Source organism: Micromonospora sp. NPDC047707, assembly GCF_040704235.1.
GTDB lineage: Bacteria > Actinomycetota > Actinomycetes > Mycobacteriales > Micromonosporaceae > Micromonospora.
In genome coordinates, this window is the sequence record NZ_JBEYSU010000003.1 from 269,971 (window position 1) to 295,835 (window position 25,865).

Annotated in this window: 24 protein-coding genes and 1 pseudogene; 8 read left to right on the plus strand and 17 right to left on the minus strand. The window is 73.8% G+C overall.

Features of this window, described 5'->3' with window-relative positions:
- Positions 1–26 precede the first annotated feature (26 nt).
- Together AB0873_RS05200 and AB0873_RS05205 are read left to right on the plus strand one after the other, a co-directional pair.
- Complete coding sequence (locus AB0873_RS05200; protein WP_366598505.1) at positions 27–1,553, plus strand: GGDEF domain-containing protein; 1,527 nt, start codon at positions 27–29, stop codon at positions 1,551–1,553.
- Positions 1,554–1,591: 38 nt separating this feature from the next.
- Positions 1,592–1,960, plus strand: a complete 369-nt coding sequence (locus AB0873_RS05205) for a VOC family protein (protein ID WP_366598506.1) — start codon at positions 1,592–1,594, stop codon at positions 1,958–1,960.
- Positions 1,961–2,223: 263 nt separating this feature from the next.
- On the opposite strand, the pseudogene AB0873_RS05210 reads toward AB0873_RS05205, so the two are convergent.
- The 3 genes and pseudogenes from AB0873_RS05210 to AB0873_RS05220 form a co-directional block, all read right to left on the minus strand.
- Positions 2,224–2,985: pseudogene (locus AB0873_RS05210) on the minus strand (hypothetical protein); the annotation flags it as partial.
- 57 nt (positions 2,986–3,042) lie between these two features.
- Positions 3,043–3,255, minus strand: coding sequence for a membrane protein insertion efficiency factor YidD (yidD, locus tag AB0873_RS05215; protein WP_366598507.1), 213 nt, complete (start codon positions 3,253–3,255; stop codon positions 3,043–3,045).
- Positions 3,256–3,322: 67 nt separating this feature from the next.
- Positions 3,323–4,486, minus strand: a complete 1,164-nt coding sequence (locus AB0873_RS05220) for a hypothetical protein (protein ID WP_366598508.1) — start codon at positions 4,484–4,486, stop codon at positions 3,323–3,325.
- A gap of 312 nt (positions 4,487–4,798) precedes the next feature.
- Here AB0873_RS05220 and AB0873_RS05225 point away from each other — a divergent pair, with 312 nt between their 5' ends.
- Both AB0873_RS05225 and AB0873_RS05230 read left to right on the plus strand, forming a co-directional pair.
- A complete protein-coding gene (locus tag AB0873_RS05225) occupies positions 4,799–6,346 on the plus strand; it encodes a gluconokinase (protein WP_366598509.1) in 1,548 nt (515 codons plus the stop codon).
- A complete protein-coding gene (locus tag AB0873_RS05230) occupies positions 6,343–6,465 on the plus strand; it encodes a hypothetical protein (RefSeq protein ID WP_366598510.1) in 123 nt (40 codons plus the stop codon). The genes AB0873_RS05225 and AB0873_RS05230 overlap by 4 nt, the downstream gene beginning before the upstream one ends.
- Positions 6,466–6,469: 4 nt before the next feature.
- On the opposite strand, the gene AB0873_RS05235 is transcribed toward AB0873_RS05230, so the two are convergent.
- Positions 6,470–6,754: an antibiotic biosynthesis monooxygenase family protein gene (locus AB0873_RS05235; RefSeq protein WP_366598512.1), complete on the minus strand. Its 285-nt coding sequence runs from the start codon at positions 6,752–6,754 to the stop codon at positions 6,470–6,472.
- A gap of 120 nt (positions 6,755–6,874) precedes the next feature.
- Between AB0873_RS05235 and AB0873_RS05240 the strand changes: the two genes are divergently transcribed.
- Positions 6,875–9,208: a glycosyl hydrolase gene (locus AB0873_RS05240; RefSeq protein WP_366598513.1), complete on the plus strand. Its 2,334-nt coding sequence runs from the start codon at positions 6,875–6,877 to the stop codon at positions 9,206–9,208.
- 42 nt (positions 9,209–9,250) lie between these two features.
- On the opposite strand, the gene AB0873_RS05245 is transcribed toward AB0873_RS05240, so the two are convergent.
- The 8 genes from AB0873_RS05245 to AB0873_RS05280 form a co-directional block, all read right to left on the minus strand.
- A complete protein-coding gene (locus AB0873_RS05245; RefSeq protein ID WP_366598515.1) occupies positions 9,251–10,009 on the minus strand; it encodes a MerR family transcriptional regulator in 759 nt (252 codons plus the stop codon).
- A 105-nt stretch (positions 10,010–10,114) separates the two neighbouring features.
- Complete coding sequence (locus tag AB0873_RS05250) at positions 10,115–11,509, minus strand: MFS transporter (protein WP_366598516.1); 1,395 nt, start codon at positions 11,507–11,509, stop codon at positions 10,115–10,117.
- 226 nt (positions 11,510–11,735) lie between these two features.
- On the minus strand, positions 11,736–11,969 hold the full coding sequence (locus tag AB0873_RS05255; RefSeq protein ID WP_366598517.1) for a zinc-ribbon domain-containing protein: 234 nt from the start codon (positions 11,967–11,969) through the stop codon (positions 11,736–11,738).
- A gap of 187 nt (positions 11,970–12,156) precedes the next feature.
- A complete protein-coding gene (locus AB0873_RS05260; protein ID WP_366598518.1) occupies positions 12,157–12,987 on the minus strand; it encodes a CHRD domain-containing protein in 831 nt (276 codons plus the stop codon).
- A gap of 298 nt (positions 12,988–13,285) precedes the next feature.
- Complete coding sequence (locus tag AB0873_RS05265; protein WP_366598519.1) at positions 13,286–14,158, minus strand: SRPBCC domain-containing protein; 873 nt, start codon at positions 14,156–14,158, stop codon at positions 13,286–13,288.
- Positions 14,151–14,708: a helix-turn-helix domain-containing protein gene (locus AB0873_RS05270; RefSeq protein WP_366598520.1), complete on the minus strand. Its 558-nt coding sequence runs from the start codon at positions 14,706–14,708 to the stop codon at positions 14,151–14,153. Before AB0873_RS05270 ends, AB0873_RS05265 begins: the two co-directional genes overlap by 8 nt.
- Positions 14,709–14,807: 99 nt before the next feature.
- Positions 14,808–16,151, minus strand: coding sequence for a class I SAM-dependent methyltransferase (locus tag AB0873_RS05275; RefSeq protein ID WP_366598521.1), 1,344 nt, complete (start codon positions 16,149–16,151; stop codon positions 14,808–14,810).
- A complete protein-coding gene (locus AB0873_RS05280) occupies positions 16,148–17,530 on the minus strand; it encodes an FAD-binding oxidoreductase (RefSeq protein WP_366598522.1) in 1,383 nt (460 codons plus the stop codon). The genes AB0873_RS05275 and AB0873_RS05280 overlap by 4 nt, the downstream gene beginning before the upstream one ends.
- A 120-nt stretch (positions 17,531–17,650) precedes the next feature.
- Between AB0873_RS05280 and AB0873_RS05285 the strand changes: the two genes are divergently transcribed.
- Complete coding sequence (locus AB0873_RS05285) at positions 17,651–17,935, plus strand: DUF427 domain-containing protein (protein ID WP_366598523.1); 285 nt, start codon at positions 17,651–17,653, stop codon at positions 17,933–17,935.
- Positions 17,936–17,982: 47 nt separating this feature from the next.
- The gene (locus AB0873_RS05290) at positions 17,983–18,702 is read left to right on the plus strand and encodes an RICIN domain-containing protein (protein WP_366598524.1); all 720 of its coding nucleotides are present in this window, start codon (positions 17,983–17,985) and stop codon (positions 18,700–18,702) included.
- A gap of 16 nt (positions 18,703–18,718) precedes the next feature.
- Here AB0873_RS05290 and AB0873_RS05295 read toward each other — a convergent pair whose 3' ends face one another.
- Complete coding sequence (locus AB0873_RS05295; RefSeq protein WP_366598572.1) at positions 18,719–19,996, minus strand: MFS transporter; 1,278 nt, start codon at positions 19,994–19,996, stop codon at positions 18,719–18,721.
- A gap of 125 nt (positions 19,997–20,121) precedes the next feature.
- On the opposite strand from AB0873_RS05295, the gene AB0873_RS05300 reads away from it, so the two are divergent.
- Complete coding sequence (locus tag AB0873_RS05300) at positions 20,122–21,111, plus strand: helix-turn-helix domain-containing protein (RefSeq protein ID WP_366598525.1); 990 nt, start codon at positions 20,122–20,124, stop codon at positions 21,109–21,111.
- A 12-nt stretch (positions 21,112–21,123) separates the two neighbouring features.
- Here the strand turns inward: AB0873_RS05300 and AB0873_RS05305 are convergent, their stop codons facing one another.
- The 4 genes from AB0873_RS05305 to AB0873_RS05320 form a co-directional block, all read right to left on the minus strand.
- On the minus strand, positions 21,124–21,591 hold the full coding sequence (locus tag AB0873_RS05305) for a hypothetical protein (RefSeq protein ID WP_366598526.1): 468 nt from the start codon (positions 21,589–21,591) through the stop codon (positions 21,124–21,126).
- A gap of 102 nt (positions 21,592–21,693) precedes the next feature.
- The gene (locus tag AB0873_RS05310; RefSeq protein WP_366598527.1) at positions 21,694–23,646 is read right to left on the minus strand and encodes a VWA domain-containing protein; all 1,953 of its coding nucleotides are present in this window, start codon (positions 23,644–23,646) and stop codon (positions 21,694–21,696) included.
- 2 nt (positions 23,647–23,648) lie between these two features.
- Positions 23,649–25,154, minus strand: coding sequence for a magnesium chelatase (locus AB0873_RS05315; RefSeq protein ID WP_366598573.1), 1,506 nt, complete (start codon positions 25,152–25,154; stop codon positions 23,649–23,651).
- Between the two features lie 54 nt (positions 25,155–25,208).
- Entirely contained in the window at positions 25,209–25,802 is a 594-nt protein-coding gene (locus tag AB0873_RS05320) for a TetR/AcrR family transcriptional regulator (protein ID WP_366598529.1), read from the minus strand.
- Positions 25,803–25,865: the final 63 nt, after the last annotated feature.

Consider the following 25,865-nt stretch of genomic DNA (forward strand, 5'->3'; position numbering starts at 1 on the left):
CGGCCCAGCTCCCTACCGTGTCGATCGTGAACGTCTTCGACGAGGTGGACTGGGCGGCGCGCCGGGCGGGCCGGTACCGCGGCCTGCACCAGGAGCCGGGCGGGCTGGGGCTGAGCGTCGGCTACCTGATCTTCTGCGGCGTCGGCATCGTCGGGTACCCGTACCTGTCCGACGCGCAGAAGATGGTCGACTTCCTGGTGCTGTCCTTCGCGACGGTGCCGGCGGTGATGATCGGGCTCAACCGGACGCCCGCCGGGCACCGGAAGCCGTTCTGGTTCCTGCTCGCCGCCCTGGTCAGCTTCAACGCCAGCAACGTGGCCTGGTACTGGTACGTCTTCGCGATGCGCCTCCCGAGCGGTGACGGCGCGGTCGTGGGGATCTTCGCGGCGCTGGCGCAGGTGTTCATGTTCGCCGGGGCGATCACGATCGTCGTACGGCGCGGGCGCGACGACGTGGGCGGGCTGATCGACGCCACGATCGTGTCCATGGTGGCCGGTGGGGTGCTGTGGAACTTCCTGCTCCTGCCGCACCTGCGGGACGTCGACGCCCCGGCCATGACGCAGATCTCGACCTGCGTGATGGTCTTCATGCTGACCGGCATCTTCGGGTGCCTGGTCCGGCTGCTGCTGACCGCCCGGGAGTTCATCCCGGCGCTGTGGTTCCTGCTCACCGCGATGGGGTTCTCCCTCGTCGGGGTGGTCAGCGTCGCGCTGGTCGTCGTCCCGGGGTCGAGCGACCGGCCGGCGTACACGGACATGGCGTACCTGGCGGGCTACACGGCGGTCGGGTTGACGGCGCTGGCCCGGTCGGTCGTCCGCCTGCTCCAGCCCGGGCCTGCGCCGACCGACGAGCTGAGCAAGGAGCGGTTGGTCTTCCTCGGGCTCGCGCTGTGCGCCATGCCCGCCGTGGGCAGCGCCAGCGAACTGCTCGGCCGGGACGTCGACACGGCGCTGCTCGCGGTCAACACCGCCGCCGTGACGCCGCTGGTCATGCTGCGGATCTGGAACGTGTGGTCGGAGCGGGTACGCGTCCTGCGCTACCAGGCGAGCGTCGACCCGGTCACCAACCTGCCGAACCGGGCGGAGTTCCTCCGCCGCCTGGACGCCGCCCTGGCGGCGGGCCGCCGGGTGGTGGTGCTCTTCTGCGACCTGGACGGGTTCAAGACCGTCAACGACCGGTACGGCCACGCCACGGGCGACCAGGTGCTGGCGGACATGGCCGGGCGGCTGCGCGGCTGCGTCCGCCCCGGCGACACGGTGAGCCGGTTCGGCGGCGACGAGTTCGTCATCCTCGGCCTGGACGCGCAGCGGGACGACGCGACGGAGCTGTGCCGGCGGATCGAGCGGGTCTTCCGCCCGCCGTTCATCGTCGCCGGTGGGCCGGTGCGCCTGGGCGCGAGCATCGGCGTGGCGTGGAACGACCGGCCCGAGGACGGCGAGCGGCTGATCCGGCGCGCGGACGCCGCGATGTACACCGCGAAGCAGGACCGGCGCGCCGGCCCCGGCCTGCAGATCTGCCTCGCCACGTCGGAGCGTGTCACACCCCGGTCGTAGCGTGCGCCCGTCAGTCCCATCGCCGACGAGGAGCCGTCATGCTCGACCACCTAGGGATCCAGGTGCGTGACCTGCCCACCAGCCTCGCCTTCTACGACGCCGTCCTGGCCCCGCTCGGGGCCCGCCGGATGATGGAGTTCCCGGGAGCGGTCGGGTATGGCAGCAGCGCCCCCGACTTCTGGCTCAGCCCGCTGGACGGCGAGGCGCAGGGCGTCGAGGCGCACATCGCGTTCACCGCGGCGGACCGCGCGGCGGTGCAGGCGTTCCACGACGCGGCCGTGTCGGCCGGCGCCGAGGTGCTGCACGCCCCGAGGCTCTGGCCGGAGTACCACGCGACCTACTTCGGCGCGTTCGTGCGCGACCCGGACGGCAACAACCTCGAAGCGGTCTGCCACAAGCCGGAGTAGGGCGGGTCTCCCCCGCCGGTGCGGCGGCCAGGAACGCCGCCGGTGTCGCGGCGGACGTTCCTGGACACCGACTAGCGCGTCGACGGCGACCGCCGGCCCGGCTGAGGCGTGAGCGTGGTCGGCGTCGGCGGACGCTCGACCGGCCCGGGCGACGACGTCGGCGTCGGCGAGCCGTCGACCGGGCCGGTCACGTCGCTGACCACGACCGGGCTCGGTGTCCCGGCCGGGACGGTCGGGGTGAGCGTCCGGCCGACGGCGAACGTGACGGCGACGACCGCCGACGCGGCCAGCGCCGCCGCGGCGGCGGCGAGCCGGCGGTCGTGCAGGCGGGCGGTCACCGGCGCCTCGGCGGGTGCGGCGGGCGGCGGCGCGACCGGTCGGGCGCGCAGGTGGGCGGCGACCAGGTCGTCGAGGCAGGCGGCGACGGCGTCGCGGTTGCCGAGACCGTCGGCGAAGGCGAGAGTGAGGTAGAAGCGCAGGTTCAGCGCGGCCGGCGGCGGCGCGAGCAGCCCCGCCAGCGGGGTCCCGTCCGTCGTGTGCAGCAGGGTCAGCGGGGCGCGCGGGTGGTGCGCCGGGCCGGCCAGGTCCGCGTACCACCAGATCCGCTGGCGGTGCCGCCCGAGGAACGCCACCCGGCGGTCGGTGACCACGGCGGTGCCGGCGTCGACCACCCGGAGGCCCGGCGGCAGGGGGTGGCCCGGCGCGTCGGTGCCGGCCGGGTCGACGGCCAGGCCGGGTGCGGGCAGGCCGGCGAGGTTGCGGGCCGCGACCTCGACCAGTTCCACCTTCGGGAGTATGCGGTAGACGACCTCGCCGCGGCCCAGGTGCACGACGGGCGGGTCCGGCGGCAGGCTGCACCCGAGGAAGCAGGTCGCCTCGACCCGCAGCCGGGTCAGCTCGTCGGCACGGCGACGCCACGCCTCGGCGTCACCGGCGTGGGCGCGCCGCCGCCGGTCGTTCTCCCGCTCAGCCCACCGGACCCGCCACGGCGGTCCAGGAGCAGCAGGGGGTGAAGTCGCCGTCACGCACGGTACAACGTTTCACATCCCGCCCGGACACGCCCACCGGCCCGCTGCGGCCGGTCAGCGGACCGGGTCGTGGGTGCCGCACGGGACGTCGGGTCGGCAGCGCCGCAGCCGGTCGGCCGCCATCCGCCCGCCCACGGCGAGGCCGTACCGCTCGACCGCGGCCAGCCCGTACGCGCTGCACGTCGGGGTGTAGCGGCACCGCCCGGTCCAGCGGTGCGACAGCCAGCGCCGGTACCCGAGGATCGCCGCTCGCCCCGCCCTGTCCACCAGCGACAGTGGCCGGCCGGCAGCGCCGTGCATGGGAGCGGTCGCGGGCGCGCCACCTCCCGGCGGATCAGCGCCGGAAGGTACGGCGGACGCCGCCGTACGCGCGGCACGCCCGGGGGCTGCCGCCGGCGAGGCTGACCGACCCGTCCCGGCACTGCACGAGGTACCCGCGTCCGGCCCAGAACTCGGGCACGCAGTCGAACCAGTCGCACACCTCGGCCGCGGGCCGGCGGATGCGGGTGCCGCTGCAGAAGCCGTACCCCATCGGGTTGGCCGGCGCCCCGCACAGCTCATCGTCCGACGGCGGTGACGAGGGAGCGGGCGGTGACGAACGCGCGGGCGACGGCGGCGCGGGCGACGGGTCCTCGCGGCGCGGCGTCGGCGACCCGGCGGCCTCGACCGGCGCGGCGGTGGTCATGGTGGGTGCCGGCGTGGCGGCGACCGCGACCTCGGAGCGGCCCGGATCCGACGGGTCGGTCTCCAGCAGCGCCACCGGCACCAGCAGCGCGATGCCGGCGGCGATGGCCACGGTCCGCCGGCCGCCGGGCACGAATCCGCTCAGCCGCGCCTGGGCGGGCGTGGCGATGGCCGGCCGGAACGGCTTGAGCTGCTCGTGCTCGGCGATCGCCTCGTCGAGCTGGGCGATGACCGCGCCACGCTGCTCGATCGCGTCGGCGAACGCCAGCGTCAGCGTGAACCGGAAGTCGGCCGCCACGTCGACCGGGAGCAGCAGCCCGGAGGCGCGGCGCCGGTCGAGCACCTGGATCAGCGTGACCGGCGCGGTCGCGTCGTGGGCCAGGCCGGTCATCTTCCCGTACGTCCAGTCGCGCCGGCCGCGCCCGCCGAGCAGTACCAGCCGGCGGTTGGTGATCACCGCCATGCCGGCGTCGGCGACCCGGATGCCGTCGGGCCGCCGGTTGCGCAGCGACGTCGGCCGCGGCGTGACGGTGAGGTCGGGCGCGGGCAGCACCGCGGTGTGCCGGACCTCGACCAGTTGGGCGGCGGGCCAGGCCCAGAAGACCACCTCGCCGGGGGTGAGCTCCAGGGGGAGGCCGGAACCCGCGTCGGTCGAGCCCTCGAACTCCTCGGCGAGGGTACGCAGCCGGCGCAGTTCCTCGTCGCGCCGCCGCCACGCCTCGTCGGCGTCGCGGAAGACCCGCTGCCGCCGTTCGTTCTGCCGGTGTGCCCACCGGTACCGCCACGTCGAACCGGTCGAATCAGTCATTGCCACGCCGACTCCTAGGCCATGGGCCACCAACCGGGGTGTCACATCTGTTAACCGCGGTGGGGCCCGGTCGGGGACGGGTTGCCGGGTGCAAATTACCCGATCGGTGGAGCAACCCGGACGATAGGGCGGTTTCGCTGCGTCGATTCATGCCGTGCGGGCGTGTCGCGCGACCCGAGGTCCGGCGGCGGGCCCGCACGACACGCGGCGCGACCGCACGCCGAACCGCGCGCGCAACCGGATTCGCCGTCCCGCCCGCCTTCGGCTCGGTAACGTCAGCGGCGGCCGGGGGCCGCGCACGGCGAGGGGGTGGGGCCGGTGACCGACAGGGCCCTGGGCGTCGTGATCGGCGTCGACGTCGGCACCACCAGCACGAAGGCCGCCGCGTACGACACCCGTGGCCGGCTGGTCGCCCACCACTCCGCCGGGTACCCGCTCGACGAGCCCCACCCCGGATACGCCGAGCAGGATCCGCACCGCATCCACGCGGCGGTGATCGAGGCGGTCCGGGGCGCGGTGGCCGGACTCGACCGACCGGTCACCGCCCTCTCCCTCTGCAGCGCGATGCACAGCCTGATCGGGCTCGACGCCTCCGGCACCCCGATCACGCCCTCGATCACCTGGGCCGACTCGCGGTCCGCCCGACAGGCCGAGCGGCTGCGGGCGGTGCCGTCCGGGCTGACCCTGCACCAGCGCACCGGCACCCCGATCCACCCGATGGCGCCACTGCCGAAGCTGCTCTGGTACGCCGAGGTGGAGCCGGAACTCTTCGGCCGGGTGGCGTACTGGGTGGGCATCAAGGACTGGCTGCTGCTGCGGCTCTGTGACGCGCTGGTCACCGACCACTCGATGGCCTCGGCGACCGGCCTGCTGGACATCCACCAGCTGGCCTGGGATTCCGAGGCCCTCGGTATCGCCGGGATCACGTCGATGCAGCTGCCCGAGCTGGTCCCCACCACCCACGTCCTGCCGGGCGTCACCGCCGAGGTGGCCGCGGCGACCGGGCTGCCCCGGGACACGCCGGTGGTGGTCGGCGCCGGGGACGGGCCGCTGGCGAACCTGGGGCTCGGCGTGGTCGCCCCGGGGATGGCGGCCTGCTCGATCGGCGCGAGCGGCGCGATGCGGGTGATGGTCGAACGGCCCGGCGTCGACCCGCTGGGCGGGGTGTTCTGCTACGCGTTGACCGAGCAGCGCTGGACGGTCGGCGGCGCCATCAACAACGGCGGCATCGTGCTCGACTGGGCCGGCGAAGCGCTCGCTCCGGAGCTCGGCCCCGACGCCGAGGACAAACTGCTCGCCGAGGCCGCCCGGGCGCCGGTCGGCTCCGGCGGGCTGCTCATGCTGCCGTACCTGCTGAGCGAGCGGGCCCCGAACTGGTCGGCGTTGCCGCGCGGCGCGTACGTGGGGCTGACCCACGGGCACCGCCGCCGGCACCTGGTCCGGGCCGCCCTGGAGGGGGTCTGCCAGCAGCTCGCGCTGGTGCTCGGCGCGATCCGGGCGGCCGGCAACGAGGTCCACGAGGTCCGGGCCAGCGGCGGCTTCGCCCGCAGTCCGCTGTGGCGGCAGATGCTCGCCGACGTGCTCGGCATGCCGGTGCGCTTCCCCGCGGGCCGCGGGGGGTCCGGCTTCGGGGCCGCGCTGCTGGGCATGGAGGCGTTGGGCCTGGTCGCGTCCATCGACGTCGCGGCCGAACTGGTCGACATCGACGAGGCCGTCCGGCCCGACCCGGCCGCCGCCGCCACGTACGCGACGCTGCTGCCGCTCTTCTCGGAGCTGTACGAGGCGCTGGTGCCGGCCTTCTTCACGCTGCGCCGGCTCGCGCCCAGCCTGCCGCCGGAGCCTCCGCCGGTGGCGCCGCCGAAGTGACCCCGCCCGCGTTCCTGACCGGCGGCCCGATCGCCACCGGCGACGAGGTGGTACGCCGGCTGGCCCGGACGGTCCACGACTACCTGACCGCGCCCGCGCCGGAGGCGGTCAGCGAGTGACCCGTCAGGGGGCCTCGACGCCGGAGATCAGGTACCGGTGGACCTCCGCGCCGCGGATCGCCACCTGCTGCTCCTCCGTCGGGCCGGAGCCCCGGAACGCCAGCAGCTTGTCCTCGGACTCCCACCGCTCGTAGACGTTGACCCGGCCCGGCTCGACCAGGTCCCCGCTGATGGTGAAGTCGACGCACCCGGGCGCCTTGCGGGCGGCTTCCACCACCTCGACGCACCCGGCGAGGTAGTCGTCCCGGTCCTCCGGGTCGACGTACAGGCTTCCGGCGACGATGAACACCTGTCGAACCTCCGATGTGTGCGATCCTGACGCGACAGTCTCACAGTCCTACGACAGTCGAAGCCACCTTCCACAGACGTCGATACCCGCGTACGCTGACCGCCACATCGAGCGGCGACGATGCTGCGGAAGGCCGGTGAACCCATGCGGTCGGTGCTGTCGAGGCGGACACGGTTCCGGTTGATCGGCGCGGGGGTGGTGGCGGCCGCGCTCACGGTCGCGACGACCCTGGTGCACCTGGCCGGTGATCCACCGCGCCCGGTCGCCCTCCACGAAGAGGAGAATCCGGCCGCGCCCGCCGAATGGATGTGGGCGCAGCGGGCCAACCCGGACGGCTCGATCCCGGCCACCGCCTACCAGGAGGCGCTGGCCCAGTCGCGGACGCTGGTGAACGCCACGCGGCGCGGCGCGCCGAACCTGTCCGACGTCACGTGGAACCTGCTCGGCCCGACCAACATCGGCGGGCGACTCATCGACGTGGTGGTCCACCCGACCACGCCCGGCACGGTCTACGTCGCCGCCGGCACCGGCGGGGTGTGGAAGAGCGTCGACGGCGGCGCCACGCTGACCAGCGCCTGGGCCGACGACCTGCCGCAGTCCATGGGCGCGCTCGCGATCGCGCCCGACGGCACCCTGTACGCGGGCACCGGCGAGCCGGACCACGGCGGCGGCGGGTCGTACTACGGCACCGGCGTCTACCGCTCCACCGACGGCGGCGCGACCTGGGAGAGCCTCGGGCTGACCGACACCGGCGCGATCGGGCGGATCCGCATCGACCCCACCGACCCGCGCCGGATCGTCGTCGCCGCGCAGGGCCGGCTGTTCGACACCGGCGGCGACCGCGGCGTCTACCTCACCACCGACGGCGGGGAGACGTGGAAGCAGCTGCTCGACGGCCTCAACGACTCCACCGGCGCGATCGACGTCGCGATCAACCCCACCGAACCGGACATCCTGCTCGCGGCCATGTGGGACAAGCTGCGCTACCCCGACGGGCGCGAGTACGGCGGCCCCGGCTCCGGCCTGTACCGCTCCGCCGACGGCGGCGCCACCTGGACCCGGCTCGGCGCACCCCTGCCCGCCTCGACCAGCGACCCCGGCCGCAGCGGCGTCGCGTTCGCACCTGGCGACCCGAACCGCGCGTACGCCATCACCAACGACCGGATCGGCAACCTGACCGGCTTCTTCGTCTCCGACGACGCGGGCGCCACCTGGTCCCGGCCGATGACCGGCGAGCCGGCGCTCGACGCCGCCGACGGCGGGTTCGCCTGGTGGTTCGGCCGGCTCTGGGTCGACCCCGCCGACGCGAACCACGTCTTCTCCGCCGGGGTACCGATGATGGAGTCGCGCGACGGCGGCCTGACCTGGGTGACCGGCCGGGGCATCCACGTCGACCAGCACGCCATGGCCTGGGACCCGCACACGCCGGGCCGGGTGTACGTGGGCAACGACGGCGGCCTCTACTGGTCGGACCGGGGTGGCGACGTGGTCGGCCCGTGGACCGCCGCGTCCGTCCAGCCGTACATGCAGTTCTACGCCATGGACGTGAGCGCGCAGGACGTCCGCCGGGCCTCCGGCGGCACCCAGGACAACGGCTCGCTGCGGTCCTGGGGCGGGACCGACTGGAACCTGTACCGGGGTGGCGACGGGATGATGAACCGGATCAACCCGGTCGACCTCGACAACGTGTACGCCTGCTCGCAGAACGGCGGCTGCGCCCGCTCCGACAACGGCGGCGACACGATGACCTCGATCCGGGCCCGGTTCGCCGGCACCCGGTTCAACTGGGTGTCGCCGTTGGAGATCGCCCCCGGCACGCCGGACACCGTCTACTTCGGCTCCAACGTGCTCAACCGCTCCGACGACCGGGGGCGCACCTGGCGGGCGGTCAGCCCCGACCTGACCGGCGGGCCGACGCCGCGCAACGCCACGTCGTACGCGACCATCACCGCGATCGGCATCGCCCGGACCGACGAGGACGTGGTGTACGTCGGCACCGACGACGGCTACCTGTGGGTCACCCGGGACGGCGGTGGCACCTGGACCCGGCTGACCGACCCCGACCTGCCCGACCGGTGGGTCACCCGGGTGACCGTGGACCCGGCGGACGCGCGGACGGCCTGGGTCACGTACTCCGGGTTCCGCTGGGAGAGCGAGACCCAGCCGCACGTGCTGATGACCACCGACGGCGGGGCGACCTGGCGGGACATCTCCGGCAACCTGCCGCAGGCGCCGGTCAACGACGTGATCCGGCACCCGAAGCACCGCAAGTGGCTGTACGTCGGCACCGACATGGGTGTCTTCTTCACCCCGAACCTGGGCCGTACCTGGCTCAAGGTCGGCGCGACGTTCCCCGCCGTGCCCGTCATGGACGTGCACTTCCACGCCGGGTCGAAGACGCTGTTCGCGGCGACGTTCGGCCGCGGCATCCTGCACACGACCATCGGCGACTGACCGGGACCGTGGCCCCGGGCTTCCCCGGGGCCACGGTCGGCGTCACGCCCGGCTGATCGCGTTGGCGTGGATGGCCTCCGCCAGGTACGCGGCCATCCCCGGGCGGATCTTCTCGAAGTACTCGGTGAACCGCGGGTCACCGACGTACATGTCGGCCAGACCGGTGTGGATCTCGTACGAGCAGTCGTAGAACCACCGGCTGATGAGCTGCCGGTGCTCCTCGGCCAGGTCCGTCGCCGCCGGGCTGTCCGCCGGTGCGCCGGCGGCCATCACCTCGGCGAACCGGCGCCCCCAGTCCTCGTTCTCGGCCTTGTTGCGCAGCCAGTCGTCCTTCGAGTAGCCGGCGGTGCGCCGGGCCGACTCCCGGTACGCCTCGGTGCCGCCCCAGCGGCGTTCCGCCTCCTCGGCGTGCGCGTCCGGGTCGAAGTCGCCGAAGACCTCGAACCGCTCCTCCGGCGTCAGCGGAATGTTCATCTTCCGTGCCTCCATCGCGATCTCGATCGCCGCGACCATGTCCTGCAGCTTGCCGATCCGCGCGCTCAGCAGCTCGTGCTGCCGGCGCAGGTGCTCGGCCGGGTCGCTCGCCGGGTCGTCGAGGATCGCGGCGATCTCCTCCAGCGGGAAACCGAGCTCCCGGTAGTAGCGGATGAGCTGCAGCCGCTCCAGGTCCGCGTCGTCGTAGCGCCGGTAGCCGGTGCTGCTGCGACCGCTCGGCGACAGCAGGCCGATCTCGTCGTAGTGGTGCAGCGTCCGGACCGTCACGCCGGCCGCCTTCGCCACCTGCCCCACCGTGTACGCCATGGTCTCCCTCCCTTCCGCGATCCAGGCTCCCGCCTCCCGCAACGTGAGGGTCAAGGGGAAGGAAGGGCCCCTTTTTAACGCCTCCGGTAGAAGAAGGGTCCCCTGTTAACGGCTCGGCTGCGCGACCGGCTCGCGACTCCGGGCGCCCGAGCGGAGCAGCGCCGCGACGGCCAGCGCGGCGAGCGCCGCCAGGGCGGCCATCGTCCACAGCACGGCCCGCAGGCCGCCGGTGAAGCCGGGGTCGGCGAGCCGGCCCGCCGTGGTGCTCGCGAGCACCGCGCCGACGACCGCGATGGCGATCGTCTCACTGGCCAGCCGGGCGGTGTTGATCATCCCGGCCCCGGTGGCCGCCCGGTGCGGCCCGACACTGCCGATCGCCAGCGCGTCCAGCAGCCCGATGGACAGCCCGATCCCGGCGCCCATGGTCAGCAGCGGACCGGCCAGCACGGCCGCGTCGCTGGTCGGGCCCAGCACGGTCGCCCAGGCCGCACCCACCGCGACCACCGCCACCGACGCGACGATCACCGCCGGAGCCGGCACCCGCCGGATCAGCGCCCCGGCGAGCAGCGGAAGCACCAGGGTCGGCGCGGTGAGCAGGATCAGCGTCGCGCCCGCCGCGGCGGGCGTCAGCCCGACCACGGTCGTGAAGTACGACGGCAGGTAGACCAGCAGCGGCACCATGACGGCGACGATGGTGGCCGCCGCCAGGCAGATGCCGACGAACCGGGGGTTCGCCAGCAGGGCCAGGTCGAACATCGGATCGGGACGGGACCGCTCCACGCGGGCGAACACCACGAGCAGCGCCAGCGCCACCCCGAAGGCGCCGACGATCCGCACGTCGTCCCAGCCGTACTCGGGACCCTGCACGAAGCCGAAGATCAGCAACAGCAGGGCGGCGGTGAACGACCCGGTGCCCGGCCAGTCGATCCGGCCGGCGTGCGGCTGGCGCGACTCCGGCAGCCACGGGGTGAGCAGGAGCACCGCCCCGCCCGCCAGGGCCGGCGCGGCGAACACCGCCCGCCACCCCAGCGTGTCGATCAGCAGCCCGGCGACCGACGGGCCGAAGGCCAGGCCGGCGCCGATCGTCGTACCGAAGACGCTGAACGCGCGGGCTCGGGCCGGCCCCTGGAAGGCGCCCGCGAGGAGCGCGGAGGCGCTGGTGGCGGCCGCTGCGGCCCCGACGCCCGCGACCGCGCGGGCGACGTCCAGCAGCAGGATGTCGCCGGCGACCGCGGCGAGCAGGCCGGACACCGCGAACAGCGCCACCCCGCCGGCGAAGACGCGCCGCCGGCCGACGAGGTCGGCGAGCGCGCCGGTGGCGAGCATGAAGCTCGCGAAGGTCGCGTTGTAGCCGTTGACCACCCACTGAACGGAGGCGAGACCGGCGTCGAGGTCCCGCCCGATGTCGGGCAGCGCGACCGAGGCCCCGGTCAGCGAAACCGGCAGCGAGAAGGTGGACAGCAGGACGGCGACCAGCACGACGGCCCGGTGGTTGCGCAACGTTCCCCCGTTCCTCGGAACGGTTCAGACTAGAGGTCGGGGTCAGCGGCCGGCGGAGCGGTTCCAGGGCGAGCGGGGCAGGACGGTCCCGGCCAACGGCCGGCGCTTCCGGCGACCGTGCCGCCGCCCGGCAGTGCAGGGCGGGCGGGAGGCGGTGTGCGCGGAGGGCGGCGCGGGTGCGACCGGTTCCCGTCCGATCAGCCAGCAGAGGAAGCGCACCACGCGCTCAGCCGACCGCGAGCCGCTGCGCGTCGGACCGCGAGATCTCGTACTGGGCACCGCAGAAGGTGCACTGCTGCACGTACCGCATGCGGACCGGGACGAGCGGGATGAAGAACAGGGTGAACTTCGTCGACCGGCGGGTGATCACCTGCGCGGCGTGGTTGCCGCAGTGGCGGCACACCTGCCGCACCACGCCGGACTGGCTGACCTTGGTACGCAGGCCGAAGATGAAGAACATCGCCCGCCAGTACCCACCGGAACCGCCGTAATCACCTGGCCCACGCACGATCTTCCCCGCGTCGCGCGTGCGGGTGCCCGCCCACGCCGAAGGGGCATCCCACCAGGGGCTGCCCCTTCGGATCCGGTCCGCCCTCAGGGCCGCGCGCGCAATCAGAGCAGCAGCCGGCACGGAACCGGAGAACCGGTCATGCCTCCCGGTGCTCCGAGCCCCAGTCCTTCTCGTCCGAGTGCTCGTCCTTGTCGTCCTTGCCGTGCTCACCGTCGCGGTCCGACTTCTCGTCGTCCTTGCCGCTCCAGTCGGACTTCTCGTCGTCCTTGCTGCTCCAGTCCCAGTCCGGCTTCTCGTCGTCCTTGCTGCTCCAGTCCGGCTTCTCGTCGTCCTTCTTGCGGTCGTCCTTCTTGCGGTCTTCCTTCTTGATCTGGCCCCGGATCTCACCGTTCGGGTACTTGTCGGTGTGCACGTTGACGTACGTGACGCCGGCCTTGATCGCGTCGACCAGCTCGTCGAACTCGCCGGGCTTGATGCCCTGCTCCTGCGGGCCGATGACGTCCGCGGGCTTGATCGTTCCCTCGACCTTGGCGGGAGAGGCCTTGCACTCCTTGGTGCCCTTCGGCGCGCCGCCCTTCCCGTCCTTCGACGGGGTGCCGCAGAGGAAGGCGATGATCCCCCCGCTCTGGTGCCGCCCACCGAAGTGGATGTGGGCCGCGTTGATCTTCCCCTCGAGGTCCTGGTAGCTGAGCCGGAACTCGATCTCCTTCTTCCGCTCGTCGACGTGCGCATCGAACCGGCCGTTGCCCGGTGTCGAGATCGTGAGCGGGTCCTCCTGGTAGCCGTCGAGCTTCGCCCGCACGTCGAACCGCTCGCCCTTGGCGTCATCCCGGTCCCGGGAGTCACTCCAGTCGCGGCGGTCGCCGGCGTCGTCCTTGCCGCCGCCCATGGCCACGCCGCCCGCAGCGGTGGCCGCCACCGCCGCGCCGGCCGCCAGCGCCACTGCCCACAGTCGGGTACGTCCCATCATCACTGCTGCTCCTCACCTAGGTCTTGCCTGGCCAGACTCATCGACGGATAGGTCATCCATTCGTTTGAGGACACAGGCGGAGGCACCGTTCAGTCAGGGGCAGAGTGTGAGGATCTACGCCAACCGTCCTGATCAGGTGCCTATAGCGAAATAGTTACACATTCGCCACGCAAGAGATGAAGAGCTTACTGATTTGGCCTTCGGGTATCTCCCGGACGTACCGCTATTGGGGGACATTTACCACGAAAGGAGCCCGACCAGCGCGGTCGGGCTCCTTTCGTCCTGCCGGGGATGCTCAGCCGGCCGCTGGCGCGGGCTCCATGCCCGGCACCTCGGCGGAGAGCCAGATCGGCCGCCACTCGGCCATCTCGTGGTAGCGGCGCAGCTCGGCGAGCCCCGAGACCGACCCGGCCCAGCCCGAGTACGGCGGGTTCTGCTCGTCGAAGCCGCTCTGCACGAAGGTCAGCTTCGTCTTCCCCGCGGACTCGGCCAGCTCCCACGTGGTGACGCCGATGGGACCCCAGTCGACGGACATCCGCCGCCCCGGCTCCACGTCGACCACCGTGGCGGCGTGGCCGGCCTCGAAGCCGCCCATCGCGTACCGGCCGCCGACCCAGGGCTCGATGCCGATCGGGTACCCGAACCAGGCGCTGGCCTGCTCCGAGTCGGTCAGCGACTCCCAGACCTTCGCCATCGGGGCCGCGATGAGCAGCTCGCCGCGCATCTCGGCGGAGGTGAAGTCGACCTTCGGCAGCAGCGGCTGCCCGGCCAGGTGCGCGTCGAGATTGGCCAGCGCCAGGCTCCACCAGGTCTGGAGGACCCCCCGGATGGTGCCGCCGCTGATGGCCTCGGCGAAGGTGACGTGGCTCTGTGCGAGGGTCAGCACGGTGGCGGCCGGGCCCTCCGGACGCAGCGAGATCTCGGTGGTGGTCTCCACCCCGTCCAGCAGCCAGGCGAAGCGCAGTGTGTCGTCGTCGACGTGCAGCAGCCGCTGGTGCGGGGCGTCGCCCTCGGGCGTGTGCCGACCCCAGAACTCGTACCTGGTCGGCAGCTCGACACGGGCGTGCTCGGTGAGCCAGACACGCAGCTCGGCCGGGTCGGTGAGGGCGCGGCGGACGACCTCGACCGGAGCGGCGAGGAGGACGGTCAGCTTCATCGGTTCACTCACGGTCTGTTCCCTTCGGATAGACGGCCACGGCGAGCTTGAAGGCGTCACCCTCGGCGCCGCCGTAGCGCGTGAACAGGTCCTGCAGGGTCGCCTGCAGGTCGTGCAGGAACTGCTGGCGTTGCTCCGCGGGCACGCGGATCTCGCCGGAGACCCCGACCGAGGGGAGCTCGGGGGCGGCGCGGTCCAGCGCCGCGATGTCGGCCTGGACCTCCTCCATGAGGTCGAGCAGGTAGCCGAGGCTCAGCTCGTCGCGGGCCCGGCGCAGGCCGATGCGCCCGACGAGCCGGGGCGACAGCCAGTACGACCGGGCGGCGGCCTGGTAGATGCCCTCGCTGATGCCCCGCACCTTGCGCTCGCTGACCTGCGTCACCAGGCCGGCGGCCACGAGTTGCTTGACGTGGTAGTAGACGCGCTGCGGCGTCTGGTCGAGCCGCGCGGCCACCTCGGTGCAGGTGCGCGGCTCGGCCAGCTGCCGCAGGATCTCGACGCGCTGCGGCTTGAGCAGGACCTCGGCCTGCTCAAGCTGCTCCAGGTACAGGACATCTCTCATGGCAAAATCAGTTTGTACGTACAAAACTTCTTTGTCAATGGCTACGACGAAGGCCGCGCCGACCCACGGCGCAGCCTTCGTGCCGGTGCCGAGCGGCGGTCAGGGCAGCCAGTCAGGGCGCAGGGGGTAGGTCGTCTCGCCGGCCGGGCCGGTGCGGGTCGCGAGCACCTGGTGCAGTTGGATCCCGTTGCGCTCGAACGCCATCCGTGAACCGGCCATGTACAGGCCCCACACCCGGGCCGTGCCGGCGCCGACCTCCGACACGCAGAAGTCCCAGTTCGCCACGAGGTTGCGGCACCACGCGGCGAGGGTCAGGGCGTAGTGCTGCCGCAGGTTCTCCTCGTGGTGCACCTCGAGACCGGCGTCGTGGATCTCCGAGATGATCCGGCCGGGCCCGGCCAGCTCGCCGTCGGGGAACACGTACCGGTCGATGAACGCGCCCGAGCGGTGCGGCGCCCGGTTGTCCGCGCGCGTGATGCAGTGGTTCAGCAGGCGTCCGCCCGGACGCAGCCGGTTCCGCAGGAAACCGAAGTACCCGGGATAGTTGCGCACCCCGATGTGCTCGGTCAGCCCGATCGAGGAGACCGCGTCGAACTGCTCACGCGGGGCGTCCCGGTAGTCGAGGTGGCGCACCTCGGCGAGACCGGTCAGCCCCTCCCGCTCGATCGCGCCCTGGGCCCACTGCGCCTGCGCCCGCGACAGGGTCACGCCCAGCACCTTCACGCCGTACTCCCGGGCCGCGTGCCGGACCATGCCGCCCCAGCCGCAGCCCACGTCGAGCAGCCGCATCCCCGCCTTGAGCGCGAGCTTCTGCGCGACCAGGTCGTACTTCGCGGCCTGCGCCGTCTCCAGGCTGTCGTCCGGGGAGCGGAACACCGCGCACGTGTACGTCATCGACCCGCCGAGCACCTTCTCGTAGAAGGCGTTCGACACGTCGTAGTGGTGCGAGATCGCGCTGCTGTCCCGGGTGCGGGAGTGCCGCAGCCCGTTCACCACCCGCTTCCAGCGGGGCAACGCCTCCTGCGGCGGGGGCGGCGGCGGCAGCAGCCGCTCCCAGCCGAGCGCCCGCGCCAGGGACAGCGCCTCGGCCACGGGTGGAACGCGCAGCCGCACCTCGTCCTTCAGCACCCGCAGCGCCTCGTACGGGTCACCCGGGTGCACCCCCTCCAGCCCGAGGTCGCCGCTCACGTAGGCCCGGGCCATGCCCAGGTCGCCGGGGGCCGTCAACAGGTACGACAGGCCGCGCTCGGAACGGATGGCGAGGGTGATCCCGGCGTCGGCCGGGCCGAGGGCGCTGCCGTCGTACCCGGTGACCCGGACCGGCAGGGCCCCGGTGGTCAACGCCCGGACGACGTCGGCCACGGTCGGCCGCGGGCGCCGGCCCCCCGCCGGCGGTGTCGCGGGAGCGCTTGCCGCCCCCTGATCTCGATCGATGAGGCTCATTGTCGTGCTACCGCCTTCTCGTACAGTCCGGTGAGCCGGTGGTCCGGGTCGTAGCGGTCCTTGACCGCACGCCAGGTGTCGCCGCCGTAGAGCCGGTCGAACACCTCCCGGTCGTAGTACGCGTCGGAGTACAGCGACTTGTGCCCGCCGAGCTCCGACACCTCGCGTTCGATCGCCCGGTTCACGTCGCCGTCGGCGGCGCCCGGGAGGATCGGCACGCTCCCCCAGAAACCGATGTTCACGTAGTCCTGCCCCGGCCGAAGCGGATACAGCGGCCAGGCCCGCGCCGACCCCGGGCCGGACGGCTCCCGCAGCCGCAACGGGCAGAGCCAGACCGGGGTCATCCCCACGGCCTTGTCGAACCAGCGCAGGAAGTCGGCCGTGCGGTCCAACGTATTCTCCACGTCCTGCACGACCCGTTCCCGCGCCGGTTGGCCGCGCCACCGGTCGATGCGCGCGGCCACCTGGTGCCGGTGTTCCAGCCGGACCAGCCGGTGGTACACGTCGCTGCGCCGCCAGCGCGCCGGCCAGATCCGCCGTACCACGGGGTGCTGCACCCCGAACGCCGCCGAGCACCAGAACCAGTCGGTGTCCCAGCGCCACAGATAGTCGTACGCGGTCAGCGCGTCGCGGGTCCGCCGGCGCACCGACCGGTAGTAGATGTCCTGGCCCGTGTAGTCGCTGACCGGCCCGGCCCCGTCGGTGAACGTGGCGAGCACCAGGTACGCCTCGCCGGGGCTGAACATCACCCCGTCCATCGCGTCCACCGTCTCGCCGGCCCACGACCGGGTGGCGCTCACCTCCCCGATCGCGTCGGTCAGCTCCTCCAGCCGCGTGAACCGGACGTTGCGCAGGGCCACGCGCCGGCCGACCGGTTGCAGCTCGATGCGCAGCCGGATCGCGTACCCGAGGCTGCCCAGCGAGTTGGGGAACGCGGTGAACAGGTCGGCGTGCTCCCCCTCCGGGCGGGCGGTGACGATCTCGCCCGCCCCGGTGAGCACGTCCAGCTCGATCACCGACTCGTGCGGCAGGCCGTTGCGGAACGAGGTCGACTCGATGCCGAGGCCGGTCACCGCCCCGCCCAGCGTGATGGTGCGCAGCTGCGGCACCACCAGCGGCATCAGGCCGTGCGGCAGGGTGGCGTCGACGAGGTCCTCGTACGTGCACATGCCCTGCACGTCGGCGGTGCGGGCCGCCGGGTCGACGCGCAGGACCCCGCCGAGGCCGCTCACGTCCAGGCCGGGTGCCCGGGGGGCGTTGCGGGGGCGGAACAGGTTGGAGGTGCGTTTGGCGAGGCGGACCGGCTGGTCGGGCGGCACCGCCGCGTACGACCGCCGGAGCCGGGCCACCGCCTGGTCATGATCACGCACGGCGTACATGAGATCACCTTACGCTGTCGACGCCCGGTCGGGTGGGATGTCCACCGTGGCCACTTCGCATCGCGCGCCTCCGCACGGTTCCGGTGGCCGTCCGCACGGGACACGGCCTAGCGTGGGGACATGCCGAAGGCCATCTGGAACGACATCGTCGTCGCCGAGAGCGACGACACCGTGCTGGTCGAGGGGAACCACTACTTCCCGCGCTCGGCGCTGCGGGACGACCTGGTCCGCGAGTCCGACACCCACACCGTGTGCCCGTGGAAGGGCACCGCCTCCTACTACACCCTCGACCACGGCGGAAGGACCAGCCCGGACGCGGTCTGGTACTACCCCGACCCGAAGCCGGAGGCGGAGATGGTCCGCGACCGGGTGGCGTTCTGGAAGGACGTCCGGGTCGTCGACTGAGCCGGGCCGGCTGGCAGTGGACCGGCGGGGTGGGTCAGGATGCCGGTATGTCGGTCCCCGCTGAACGTCCCGACCCGTCCGGCACGGTCTACGGCCGCCGCGCCCCCCGCCGCGGGCTGCCCCGCGATCCGCTGCTGCGGGTCGCGGTCGTCGTCGGCGTGGTCGGCGTCCTGCTGGGGGCGTTCTTCGCCACCGGTGTCCTGGGCGGCGGTGCCGACGCGCCGGTGGTGCCGGCGGCGGCCGGCACGCCCTCGACGGCCGAGGCCACCGCGCCGGCGAGCGAGCCCGCCCCGACCACACCGGCCGCGCCGCCGCCCACTCCCAGCGCCACCCCGAGTGTCGCGCCGGTCCCGCTCACCGGGCCGAAGGTGTTCCGTGGCGTCGCCGCGAACCGTTGCCTCGGGCTCGACGGCGGCGGCGAGAAGGCGGTCGCCCAGCTCGCCGACTGCACCGGCGGCCCCGAGCAGCGGTGGGTCGCCAATCCGGTCGGCGCGGACCTGGTGACGCTGACCAACGCGGCGACCGGGATGTGCCTCGACGTGGAGGGCGCCAGCGGCGACGACGGCGCGAAGCTCCAGCAGTACGGCTGCCACGGCCAGGCCAACCAGCAGTGGCGGTTGGTGCCCGTCGGCGGCGGGCGGGTGCTGCTCGCGGCGCTGCAGAGCGGTCGCTGCGCCCAGGCCGACGACGCGGGCACCGACGCCGGCACCGACATCGAGCAGGTGACCTGCACGAGCGCACCCGAGCAGCAGTGGCGGCTCGGGTGACCCAGGGCCCGGTGCCCTACCCCCGGTAGCTCCAGGCCCGCGGCGCCGCCGTGACGGCCGGCACCGGCGGCGCCACCCGCCGGCGGCGCAGCAACAGTGACAGCACCGCCGCGCCGATCGACAACGCCCCGGCGACGTACCAGGCCAGGGCGTAGCTCCCGAGCTGGTCGCGGACCAGGCCCGCCCCGGTGGCGGCGATCGCCGCACCGACCTGGTGCGCGGCGAACACCCAGCCGAAGACCACCGGGCCGGAGTCGCCGAAGTACTCCCGGCACAGCGCCACCGTGGGCGGGACCGTGGCGACCCAGTCCAGCCCGTAGAAGATGACGAACACCAGCATGCTCGGTTCGGCGGTGGCGGCGAAGAGCCCCGGCAGCACCAGCAGCGAGCCGCCGCGCAGCGCGTAGTAGACGCCGAGCAGCACCCGGCCGTCGACCCGGTCGGTCAGCCAGCCCGAGGCGATCGTGCCGGCGATGTCGAAGAGGCCGACCAGGGCAAGCAGCCCGGCGGCCGTGGTCTGCGGCATGCCGTGGTCGTGCGCCGCCGGCACGAAGTGCGTGCCGACCAGCCCGTTGGTGGTCGCGCCGCAGATCGCGAACCCGCCGGCGAGCAGCCAGAACGGCCGGGTCCGCGCCGCCTGGGCGAGCACCGAGACCGCGCGCGCCGCCGCCCCGCCGGCCGGCGGCGTCGGGGGTACGACCTCTGCCGCGCCGTACGCGGGCAGCCCGACGTCCGCCGGGTGCTCGCGCAGCAGCCAGGCCACCAGGGGTACGACCGCCAGCGCCGCCGCGGCCACGACGAGCGCCGCCACCCGCCAGCCGTGTTCGGCGACCAGCACCGCCATCAGGGGCAGGAAGACCAGCTGACCGGCGGCCCCACCGGCGGTGAGCACACCGGTGACCAGCCCACGGCGGTGGACGAACCAGCGGCCGGTGACGGTCGCCACGAACGCCAGCGCCATCGAGCCGGTGCCCAGCCCGACCAGTACGCCCCAGCAGAGGACGAGCTGCCAGCTCGCGGTCATGAACACGGTCAGCCCGCTGCCGGCGGCCACCAGCAGCAGCGCCACGGCCACCACCCGCCGGATACCGAACCGGTCCATCAGCGCGGCGGCGAACGGCGCGGTGAGCCCGTAGAGGAGCAGGTTGACCGAGACGGCCGCCGAGATCGTGGCCAGTGGCCAGCGGAACTCGGCGTGCAGCGGGTGCAGCAGCACCGACGGGGTGGCGCGGAAGCCGGCGGCGCCGACCAGCGCGACGAAGGCGACGGCGGCGACCGTCCAGGCGGGGTGCAGGCGGCGGTTACGGCCCGGGCGGCCGGGTCGCGTGCGGCCCGGCGCGGCCGGGCCCGTGGTCGTACGGGTCACGGTGTCGAGTCTCGGCGGTGAGTGGATCGCCGACGAGTGGCCGGAAAGCCATCATGCGCAATAATCGGGCCATGGTCGCCGCCCCGCACCGGATCGCCGTCCTCGCTCTCGACGACGTCGTGGGCCTCGACCTCGGCACGCCGGCACAGGTCTTCGGTGCCGCCCGGACCCCGGCCGGCGCCCGCCTCTACACCGTCGAGGTGTGCACCCCCGACGGGCGGCCCGTCCGCAGCACCGCCGGCTACCAGGTGCTCCCCGACCACGGGCCGGAGCTGCTGGAGACCGCCGACACGGTGATCGTCCCCGGGGTGCACGGCCGCGCGCTGCCGCCGGACCGGATCGTCGCCGCGGGTGCGGCCGGCGCACTGCGCGCCGCGTACGACCGGGGCGCTCGGATCATGTCGATCTGCACCGGCGCGTTCGCCCTGGCCGCCGCCGGGCTGCTGGACGGCCGCCGCGCCACCACCCACTGGGCGTACGCGGAGCGCTTCCGGGCCCGGTACCCCGACGTGGATCTCGACCCGGACGTCCTCTTCGTCGCCGACGACCGGGTCCTCACCTCGGCCGGGGTGGCCGCCGGGATCGACCTGTGCCTGCACGTCGTCCGCACCGACCACGGCAGCGAGGTGGCCAACCGGGCGGCCCGCCGCTGCGTGGTGCCGCCCTGGCGCGACGGCGGTCAGGCCCAGTTCATCGAGCGCCCGGTGCCGAAGGTGGCCGACGCGAGCACCGCCGGGGCCCGGGAGTGGGCCCGGCAGCGGCTGCACGAGCCGGTCAGCCTGCGCGACCTGGCCGACCAGGCGCGGATGAGCGTACGGACCTTCACCCGGCGGTTCCGGTCGGAGACCGGGCTGAGCCCGGCGCAGTGGCTGCTCCAGCAGCGCACCGACCACGCCCGGCTGCTACTGGAGACGACCGACCTGTCGGTGGACCAGGTTGCCCGCCGCAGCGGCTTCACCACGGCAGCGTCCCTCCGCCAACACCTCCACCACCGCGTCGGCGTCTCCCCGTCGACGTACCGCCGCGCCTTCCGCGGCACGTGACGCCCTCGGCGGTCAGGCCGTGGCGCGCAGCATCCGCAGCTGGGCGAGGTGTTTCGGCAGGTGGACGCGGGTGTGCAGGTCGAGCACCCGGGCCCAGGGCAGGGGCTCGTCCACGATCAGGTCGAAGCCCTCGCGCAGGTGCGTCTCGACGGGGGTGTCGGCCGCCGGGCCGAGCCGGTCGACCAGGGCCACCAGCTTCTGGCTGGTGGCGCGCAGCAGGGTCGCCAGGCCGGCCAGGCCGCCGCATCCAGCGGCCAGGGCGTCGAGGTCCGGCCGGTGCACCCCCGCCAGGTCGTAGTATGCGTACGGCGTGCCGGCGAGCACCGCCTCGGTCGCCTCACTCATCAGCTCGTCGTTGGCCGCGAGGTGCGCCACGATCTGCTCGGCGCTGAGCTGCCCCTCCGGCGGCCCCCCGAACTCGCCGACGTCGACCTCGGCGAGCACCTCCTCGTACGCCCGCCGTAGCGCGGTGCTGTCCATGCGGTCAGTCAACCCCGCCCCGCCCCGCCGATCATGGAGTTGTGGTGCCCGGTTCACCCGGACGGGCAGCTGTGATCCACCACCGTCCCATGACCGACGCGCTCAGCGGCGGCCGTGGCGGGCGCGGAGGTAGTCGGACACCACGTACTCGCCCAGGTCCTCCGGGTCGGGGGTGAATAGTCGGCCCTTCGAGCGGCGGGCCACGGCGGCCATGAAGCGGCGCAGGCCCGGGTCGTCCCCGAGCAGGAACAGGTTGAGCGTCGCGCCGTACCGGCTCAGCCGGTCCACCTCGCGGATCGTCGCCTCGACCGTCTCCGGCAGCGGCGGCCAGTGGAACAGCGCCTCCCCGTCGTCCGGGTCGAGATGGGCGGTCGGCTCGCCGTCGGTCACCACCAGGACCACCGGCTCCGCGTCCGGGTGCCGGCGCAGGTGCCGGCCGGCCAGCCGCAGCGCGTGCTGGAGATTGGTGCCCTGCTGCAGGTCCGGTTCGACCGCCGCCAACTCCTGCTGGGTCAGCGGCAGCGCCTCCCGGCCGAAGCCGACGATCTGGAGCGCGTCCTGCGGGAAGCGGGTGGCCATCAGGTGCGCCAGCGCCAGCGCCGTCTGCTTCATCGGGCCCCACCGGCCCTGCGAGATCATCGAGTACGACAGGTCGACGCAGAGCACCACCGCCGCCGACGCCCGCCGCTCGGTCTCCACCACCTCGAAGTCGTCGACGGCGAGCTGCACCGGCACCCCGGTGCCGGAACGCCGGACGGCCCGGGTCAGGGTACGCACGACGTCCAGCGGCTGCTCGTCGCCGTACTCCCAGGGCCGGGACCCGCCGCTCACCTCGCCGGCGGCGCCGGCCGAGCGCAGGTCGTGCTGACCGCGCGGCCCGGCGGTCAGGTCGGCGAAGACCCGCCGCAACGCGGTCCCACCGAGCCGGCGCAGCGCCTTCGGGCTGAGGGTCAACCCCTCCGCGTCCCGGTTCACCCAGCCCTGCCGGCGCAGCTCCCGCTCCAGCTCCCGCAGCCGGCGTACGTCGTCGGCGGCGTCCCGCCCGAGCGTCCGGGCCACCGCGTCGACGTCGACGTCGTCCAGGGTGGCGCCCGGGTGCTCCTGCTCGAGGGCGTCGAGCAGGTCGTCCAGCTCGCCGATCTCGCCGAGCGCGCCGGCCGCGTCCGCGTACCCGAGGGGTTGCTCGCCCCGGACCCGCTCCCCGCGACCCCAGCGCAGGTCGGGCCGGAGCGCCCGCAGGTTCGCGTCGAGCGAGGCCAGCTCGCCGGCCAGCCGGTCGCCCAGCGACTGGCGCATCAGCCCGGCCAGCTCCTCGCGCTGCCGGTCGGAGAGCGAGTTCATCAGCCGCTGCCCGGCCGCCGCCCGGCGGGCCAGGACGTCGACCAGCTCGTCGGTGTCGCGCGGCTGCTCGGGGAAGAACTCGCCGTGCCGGCGCATGAACTCGGCGAACGCGTCGGTGGTGTCCTCGGCCCGGGCGTGCCGGGCCAGCAGCTCGTTCAGGTCGCGCATCAGCTCGGCCAGCCGCTGCTGCGCGGCCGGGTCCGCCGACGCCCGGACGGCGTCGCGCAGCCCGGCGAAGCGTTGCCCGAGCACGTCGTCGCGCAGCCCGCCGAGGATGCGCTGGTACGTCGCCCGGGCCTCCGCGCTGGCCCACTCGTAGCCGGCCAGCTCTTCCACCGCCCGGGCCGTCGAGCGGGGCAGGTTGTCCAGCACCGCCTCGGCGAACCGCGCGCCCTCGTCGTCGCGACCACGGAGCTCGTCCCGCTCGGCGGCGAGCGCCTGGTCGAGCAGCGCCCGCGCGCGGGTCACCGCTCCGTCCAGGTCGCCCCGACGCAGCGCCTCCCGCCGCAGCCGGCGCGCCCGCGCGGCCAGGTCGTCGAGGCCGCCCCGTCCCTGCGGACCGCGTCGCAGCAGGTTACGCAGCGCCTCCCGGAGGCTGCCGCCGGCGAGCACCTCGGCGCCGACGTCGTCGATCGCCGCCCGCACGTCGTACGGAGGCGCGAGCGGGTCGGGGCCGCCGCGCCACTGCCCGTACCGGAACCGGTCGCCGGCCATGGTCAGTCCCGGCCGCCGTAGCGGGTCCGGCCGGAGTCGGTGACGTCCTTGCCGAGCCGGCGGGTCAGGTGCAGCCCCTCGAGCACGAACTCGACGCCGGCGGCGGCCTGCTCGGGGCTGGGCGCGTCGCCGAGACCGAGCCGGTCGAGCACCTTGGCCAGGCCGGGGACCGTGCCGACCTGCCGGAGCAGCTCCGCCGAGCTGACCAGTTCACCGGTCTCGATCACCCGGTCGTCGTCGACCAGGGCGGTGAAGCCGGAGAGGTCCAGCCCGGCCAGCCGGGCCCGGAACGTCTCCGCGGTGGCGGTCCGCAGCAGGTGCCCGAGGATCTCGATCTCGCGCCCCTCCTCACCGCTCTCGAACTCGACCTTCCCCCGCAGCGTGCTCGTGACCGACACCGCGTCCCCCACCCGCGCCACGGGTGTAAGGAAGGGACCCTTGTTATCGCCTCCGGTTGTATAAGGGTCCCTTCCTAACGCCTCGGCGGGTTGCGTGCCCGCGGCGAGCAGGCCGGCGCGGCGCAGCGCCGCGGCGGCGACCGTCTCAGCGGCGGCGATGGCGAACCGCGCGGACACCCCGGAGCGCGGGTCCACCGAGGGTGACTCGCGGACCGCGCGGGCGAACCGGGCCAGCACCTCCAGGACGTGCTCGGGCACCTCGGCGACCAGGTCCGCCTCCTGGCGGATCAGGTCCAGCTCCAGGTCCAGGTCGAGCGGGTAGTGGGTACGGATCTCGGCGCCGAACCGGTCCTTGAGCGGGGTGATGATCCGGCCCCGGTTGGTGTAGTCCTCCGGGTTGGCGCTGGCCACGAGGAACAGGTCCAGCGGCAGCCGCAGCTGGTAGCCGCGGACCTGGATGTCCCGCTCCTCCAGCACGTTGAGCAGCGCCACCTGGATCCGCTCGGCCAGGTCGGGCAGCTCGTTGACGGCGAAGACGCCGCGGTTGGTCCGGGGTACGAGTCCGAAGTGGATGGTCTCCGGGTCGCCGAGCGTACGCCCCTGGGCGATCCGGATCGGGTCCACGTCGCCGATCAGGTCGCCCACGCTGGTGTCCGGGGTGGCGAGCTTCTCGCCGTACCGCATCGAACGGTGCAGCCAGCCCACCGGGAGGTCGTCGCCGGCCTCGGCGACGAGTGCCCGGGAGGCCGGGGTGATCGGGTGCAGCGGGTGCTCGTTGAGCACCGAACCGGCGATCACCGGGGTCCACTCGTCGAGGAGCCCGACCAGCGACCGGATCAGCCGGGTCTTGCCCTGGCCGCGCTCGCCGAGCAGCACCATGTCGTGGCCGGCGAGCAGCGCCCGCTCGACCTCGGGCAGCACGGTGTCGTCGTACCCGACGATGCCGGGGAACCGGTCGGCGCCGGAGCGCATCCGGGCCAGGAGGTTGTCCCGGAGTTCCTGCTTGACGGTGCGGTACCGGTGGCCCGCCGCGCGCAGCTCACCGAGTGTGCCGGGCAGGTCGGCGGGCGGGACCGGGGTAACCGGGGAAGGCGCAGTCACCCGACCCAGGCTATCTCGGCGCTCCCACCGTGGCGGGCGCGCCGACGAGCTTCAGCCCCCTGTTCACGGAGCGTTCAGCCGGACCGGCGCGAGCGCGGCGTCGATGGCGGAGCGTTGCGCCTCGTCGCGGTAGGTTTCCGGATCGACGGCGGCGAGGGTGTTCAGCCCCTCGACGAGCGCGACCAGGGTCGTGGCGGTCGCCGTGCAGGCCGCCGGCTCCCAGTCGGGGCGGGCGGCGGCGACGAGCCGCCGGATCCGCTCCACGAAGGAGCGGTTGTAGCGCCGGTGCAGCTCGGCGAGGGCCGGGTCGGCCAGCGCGGCGGCCAGGAAGCCGATCCAGACGCGGGCCTCCTCCCGCTTCTCCTCGGTGGTGGAGGCAGCCTGGAGGAGCACCGCCCGCAGCGCGTCCGGCGGGTCACCGCCGGCGGACGCGGCGGCGTCGGCGCGCTCGCCGGTCCGCTGGTGCAGCAGTTCGCGGGCGTGCACGAGCAGGGCACGCTTGTCGGCGAAGGTGTGCAGCACCATGCCGGTCGTGCAGCCGGCGCGCTCGGCGACCGCCCGCAGGGTGAGGCCGGCGAGGCCGTGGTCGGCCAGCACCGACCAGGTCGCCGCCGAGAGCCGCTCCCGCTGCCCGGTCAGGTCCCGCCGTCGCGCCACCGCTGCCTCTTTCCGCCGACAACCCGCGTACCGTAACATGCGTTACGGTAACGCTTGTTACGG